This is a genomic window from Sphingomonas bacterium (genome assembly GCF_903643065.1).
In the GTDB taxonomy this organism is placed as follows: Bacteria; Pseudomonadota; Alphaproteobacteria; order Sphingomonadales; family Sphingomonadaceae; genus Sphingomonas.
The window spans coordinates 1-2,843 of sequence record NZ_CAHJWX010000410.1; the positions used below are offsets into that span (position 1 = coordinate 1).

The 2,843-nt window shown below is 72.2% G+C and carries 5 protein-coding genes and 1 pseudogene; 2 read left to right on the plus strand and 4 right to left on the minus strand.

Translation table 11 applies throughout. The features are described 5' to 3' along the window. Positions 1 to 258, plus strand: a pseudogene (locus HUU95_RS13010) (hypothetical protein); the annotation flags it as partial. Positions 259 to 295: 37 nt separating this feature from the next. Further along, positions 296 to 436, plus strand: a complete 141-nt coding sequence (locus HUU95_RS13015) for a DUF2256 domain-containing protein (RefSeq protein ID WP_174280489.1) — start codon at positions 296 to 298, stop codon at positions 434 to 436. Between the two features lie 7 nt (positions 437 to 443). On the opposite strand, the gene HUU95_RS13020 is transcribed toward HUU95_RS13015, so the two are convergent. The 4 genes from HUU95_RS13020 to HUU95_RS13035 form a co-directional block, all read right to left on the minus strand. Further along, on the minus strand, positions 444 to 875 hold the full coding sequence (locus HUU95_RS13020; RefSeq protein ID WP_174280490.1) for a hypothetical protein: 432 nt from the start codon (positions 873 to 875) through the stop codon (positions 444 to 446). A 17-nt stretch (positions 876 to 892) separates the two neighbouring features. Next, positions 893 to 1,228, minus strand: coding sequence for a DUF423 domain-containing protein (locus HUU95_RS13025; protein WP_174280491.1), 336 nt, complete (start codon positions 1,226 to 1,228; stop codon positions 893 to 895). Beyond that, complete coding sequence (locus HUU95_RS13030) at positions 1,225 to 1,605, minus strand: diacylglycerol kinase (protein ID WP_174280492.1); 381 nt, start codon at positions 1,603 to 1,605, stop codon at positions 1,225 to 1,227. Before HUU95_RS13030 ends, HUU95_RS13025 begins: the two co-directional genes overlap by 4 nt. Beyond that, positions 1,602 to 2,843, minus strand: a 1,242-nt coding sequence (locus HUU95_RS13035) for a cation:proton antiporter domain-containing protein (protein ID WP_174280493.1), incomplete at its 5' end; no start/stop codon positions are given. The genes HUU95_RS13035 and HUU95_RS13030, both read right to left, overlap by 4 nt.

Consider the following 2,843-nt stretch of genomic DNA (forward strand, 5'->3'; position numbering starts at 1 on the left):
GCGGCGCGGGTGGCGGCGCACTGGCGCGCGGTCGGCCTGCCCCCGCCCCGGCTTACGGCAAACGGCGCGCGGCTTGTGGAGCACATGCGCCACGACAAGAAGGCGAGCGGCGGGCGCCTGCCCTTCCTGCTGGCGCGCGGGATCGGGCAGACCTATCTTGAGCCCGATGTCGACCTGGCCGATGTCGCGGCGTTCCTGGACGAGACGCGAGGCGCGGCAGGCGGGCCTCCGTTCGCCCCGAGCGACGTCGAGGGGTGAGCCTGTCTCCACGACGCTCGACTTGAACGGAAGAGTGATGCCCAACGGCGTGAAGAAGGCGAACCTGCCGACCAAGACCTGCCCCGCCTGTGGCCGGCCGTTCACCTGGCGCAAGAAGTGGGCGCGCGACTGGGATCAGGTGATCTACTGCTCGGACGCGTGCCGCAAGAAGCGGTAGCGCCGGCTTACCGTATCACGGGCACGCTCACGGCTTGCGCGCGTGCCACCGCGATCCGGGCCGAGAGGTCGCCGGCGACGAACGCATCGTACCATTGATCGCGTGCCGGTAGCCCACGGGCATGCGACAGCGCCTTGTTCTCATCGGCCGTGAGCGTCAGCAGGATGTAACCCCGATCGGCCATGCACTTGATCTCGGTCGCGGCGGCGAGTCGCGGCCCGCGCAGGTCGAAGGCATGGGCGATCGCCGCATCGGGGGTCGGGTTGTGAAGGCGCGGCACCGGCGACGTGGGGCCATTCACATAGGCGAGCACCTGCTTGACGCAGTCGTTCAGCTCGGTGTCCATGGTCGTGGCGGCAACGGGCGCGTCCTTGACATAGACGCGCTGCGTCGCCGCCGACACCGTCTCCGGTGCTGCCAACCCGATCAAGCCGATCAACAACGACATCGTTCGCGTCATACCGCTCTCCCCAGCGTCCACGCCAGCCACGCCCAGCCGGCGATCATCACCAGCCCGCCGACCGGGGTGATCGGCCCCACCCAGCGCGGCGCGCCCTCCGCCAGCGCGTAGATCGAGCCGGCGAACAGCGCGGCGCCGATCACGAACGCCCAGGCGGGCCCGCGCGCGCCCAGCTGCATCGCGAGGAGCGCCGCGACCGCGTGGACGAGCTGATACTGCCCGCCCGTCTTGAGCAGCCCGGCGGCGTGGTCGGACGCGCCATGCGCCCCGAACGCCCCCGCCCCGATCGCCAGCGCGCCGCTCAGCGCCGCGAGGATACCCAGCCAGTTCATCGCCATCCCCATCGCGCCAGCACCGCCGGCCCCGCCACGACGAGCAACGCCGCGGCGACCGCGACGGCGGCCATCCCCATCAACAGCACCGCGCCGGCCGCCATGTCCTTGATCACCTTGATCTCCGGGTGGATCGCCGGATGCAGCAGATCGATCAGGCCCTCCAGCGCCGAGTTGATCAGCTCGAAGCCCATCACCAGCGCCGCCACCAGCGCGATCAGCGCCCACCAGACCGGCGCGGGCCGGAGCAGCAGCAGCGCCGCCAGCGCACCCAGCGCGAACCAGCCATGCGCGCGGAACGACCGCTCGCGCCGCCAGCCCTCACGCAGCCCGGCCGTCGCGAAGCGCATGCGGTGGAGCCAGTGGCGCCCTTTCATGCGCCTTCCCGCTCGCCCTGGCGTTCGCCTTGGCGCGGCACCATGTCGCGCGCGGCGCGCAGGTCGCCCGTCGCGACCTGGACGCGCAGCCGCTCGCGGTCGGTGCGGCGATAGCGGTCCTCCGCGCGATCGATGTCCGGCCCGTCGACGCCCAGCGAGTCCATCGCCCGCCTGGCCATCTGCACCGCCGATTCGAGCACCTCGCGCGTCGCATATTCGATCGGCGCGCCGGCGAGCCTGATCACCGCGCGGCGATCATAGGCGCGCACGAACAGCGTCGCCTTCGGGAACGCCTCCGCGACCCCCGCCAGCAGCGCCGCGTCGAGCTGGTCCCCGTCGAGGCAGAACAGGATCAGCGCCGCGTCCGCCCCGCCCGCCTGGCGCAGCAGGTCGAGCCGGGTGCCGTCGCCATAATAGACCTTGGCGCCGAACTCGCCGGCGACGTCGATCATCTGCGTGTCCGTGTCGATCAGCGTCACCGGGATGTCCTGCGCGATCAGCATCTGCGCCACCGTCTGCCCGAACCGGCCATAGCCGACCACCAGCGCGCTGGCGCCGTCCGCCTGCGGGCCCTCGCGCGTCTCGTCGGGACGCGGCGGGGCCGCGCGGAAGCGGCGGGTGACGCTCATCAGGAACGGCGTGGTCGCCATCGACAGGGTGATGATCGCGCCGAACAGGCTGGCGGCCTGCGGCGCGACGAGCCCGCCGGCCTGCGCCTGCGCGAACAGGACGAAGCCGAACTCGCCGCCCTGGCTGAGCAGCAGCCCCAGCGCCAGCGCGGGGCGCCAGCCCATGCGCAGCGCGAGCGCGATGCCGAACACGATGCCCGCCTTCGCGGCGATCAGCGCCGCCGCCATGCCGACCACGAACAACGGCCGCTCGGCGATCGCATGCAGATCGAGCAGCATGCCGACCGAGAGGAAGAACAGGCCGATCAGCACCGAGCGGAACGGCTCCACGTCCGTCTCCAGCTCGTGCCGATAGGGGGTGTCGGCGAGCATCACCCCGGCGACGAACGCGCCCAGCGCGGGCGACAGGCCGAGGCTGGTCATCACCGCCGCCGCGCCCGCGACGGTGAACAGCGCGGCGAAGATGAACATCTCGCGCTCGCCCAGATGGCCGATCAGCCGGAACAGCGGCCGCAGCAGGAACCGCCCGGCCGCGATCAGCCCCGCCACCGCGCCGGCGCTGTAGAGCGCGAGCAGCCAGCCCGGCGGCGCGTGGGCGTCCGCCGGCGT

Excerpts from the sequence above, each read along its gene's own strand:
- HUU95_RS13015 (WP_174280489.1), top strand. The coding sequence starts at position 296 with ATGCCCAACGGCGTGAAGAAGGCGAACCTGCCGACCAAGACCTGCCCC.
- HUU95_RS13025 (WP_174280491.1), bottom strand. The coding sequence starts at position 1,228 with ATGAACTGGCTGGGTATCCTCGCGGCGCTGAGCGGCGCGCTGGCGATC.
- HUU95_RS13030 (WP_174280492.1), bottom strand. The coding sequence starts at position 1,605 with ATGAAAGGGCGCCACTGGCTCCACCGCATGCGCTTCGCGACGGCCGGG.